The following is a 1,531-nucleotide window of genomic DNA, read 5'->3' as shown; positions in this document are numbered from 1 at the left end:
TTACAGATTGCCTCGCAGCAGCACGTCACAGGGGTGGGCGCATACCCCGGAATCGGTGGGCGAATAAAAGCGGAACGGGTGGGCGCATCAAATCGGAATCGGTGGGCGCATCACCCCGGAATACGCAATCGGGACGCGCGGGGTGGAATGGCTTGAAGTTACGCCCCGGTCCGAAGCGGCAGCGCTAGGACGATGGCGAGCACACAGAGTTTCAGCACGCAGGGCAAGACGGCATAGGCCACGGTGAGCGTGCGCAAGGCCGCGTCGGTATTTTGCGCGCCGGGGGTGAAGCCAAAGGTTTGCAGCACGGGTAGGATGAGGAAGGCGGTCAGAGAAAGGCCGAGCTTGCCCGCGAAGGACCACAATCCGAAGGCCTGGGAAGCGCTAAGACCCGCTTGGGTCAGCGCAACCGAAAACATCGCCGGCAGGATCACCATGTCGGCGCCCAGTGTCGCCCCCGTGGCCACACAGACCGCCGCGAAAGCCAGTGCCGATCCCGGGCCGAGGAAGGCGGCACCGACGAACCGCGCCACCGCCAGAAGCTGCCAGACCACTGCCGGTCCTGTGGTGAGCGAAAAGAGCAGCGGAGAGTCTACTATCGTTTAGCTCTGAGTACGGCTGATGTTGAAGACCTTGCTATCTTTAACTTTTAAAAAATGTTCGCAGCTCATGTCTTTTTAAACAACGGGAGACAGATATGACTTTCACACACCGCGACATCGATGATCTGCGGCGCAGATCGAGCGAACAGGTAAGGCAGACGTTCGTTGGACTTGCATTATCAGGGCTGCGGAGGCCCGCTTACTCCGGTGTTTTTCTGAGACGTGCGGGCACAAAGATACCGACGTACATTTGCGACCTGATCCTTGATGGTCATCAACGCAATCTGACCATTCGTCTGAAGATGCAACCGTGCGGCGTTGGTCAAGAGAACACACGACACCGATATATGGCAACGATCCAAGGTCAACGACTTTTATCGGAATACGGCCCATTCGATCTCATTGAAGCCAATCCAAAAAACGAACGTGCGCGCCTGCAAGGATCGATGAACCTCGGCGCAGCACAACTGTTGATGACTGTGCTGCCCCATTGCAATGCACAATGTTTCAATCCTTGGATATGCGTTCTCGAACCCCTGCGATCTGACAGCTGAATCGTATGCCACACCCGATTTCGAAACCTAAACACAAGTATTGCCATTTTCCAAAATTCTGCGTCGGCATTCGTGCCTACCGTCACCTGCGTACCCGATTTCTGGCGGGATCATGTGGCGAGGAAGGGAGCTTTTCAGAACGACACCTGAGCCGTCCTCACCCTTGTAGCCAGGGTGATCACTACGGATATAAGCGCAATTGTATATTCAATGGGCCCTTTAATTCACACTTCTTTTTAAACCTTTTCAAACCAAGGAAATCTATTACATGACTGGAATTCATCACACCCAACTTTTGGACCAAGACAGAAATTTCGTAGATACCGATGTTGATGACAGACATAGCAAGGTGCCTCCCCGGATAACTATAGAGCA

At 54.3% G+C, this 1,531-nt stretch carries 2 protein-coding genes; one reads left to right on the top strand and one right to left on the bottom strand.

Features of this window, described 5'->3' with window-relative positions:
- Window positions 1-158 precede the first annotated feature (158 nt).
- Complete coding sequence (locus FQ320_RS25195; RefSeq protein ID WP_370513111.1) at window positions 159-554, bottom strand: MFS transporter; 396 nt, start codon at window positions 552-554, stop codon at window positions 159-161.
- A gap of 143 nt (window positions 555-697) precedes the next feature.
- Here FQ320_RS25195 and FQ320_RS25190 point away from each other — a divergent pair, with 143 nt between their 5' ends.
- Window positions 698-1,156 carry a hypothetical protein gene (locus FQ320_RS25190; protein WP_148475995.1) on the top strand — a complete coding sequence of 153 codons (459 nt, stop codon included), beginning with the start codon at window positions 698-700 and terminating at the stop codon, window positions 1,154-1,156.
- The last annotated feature ends 375 nt before the right edge of the window (window positions 1,157-1,531 follow it).

It is taken from the genome of Oceaniovalibus sp. ACAM 378, assembly GCF_008085915.1.
Lineage (GTDB): Bacteria > Pseudomonadota > Alphaproteobacteria > Rhodobacterales > Rhodobacteraceae > Oceaniglobus.
This window is presented reverse-complemented; position numbering and strand designations above follow the sequence as displayed.

Coding starts and splice junctions, on each gene's coding strand:
- FQ320_RS25190 (WP_148475995.1), top strand. CDS start 698: ATGACTTTCACACACCGCGACATCGATGATCTGCGGCGCAGATCGAGC.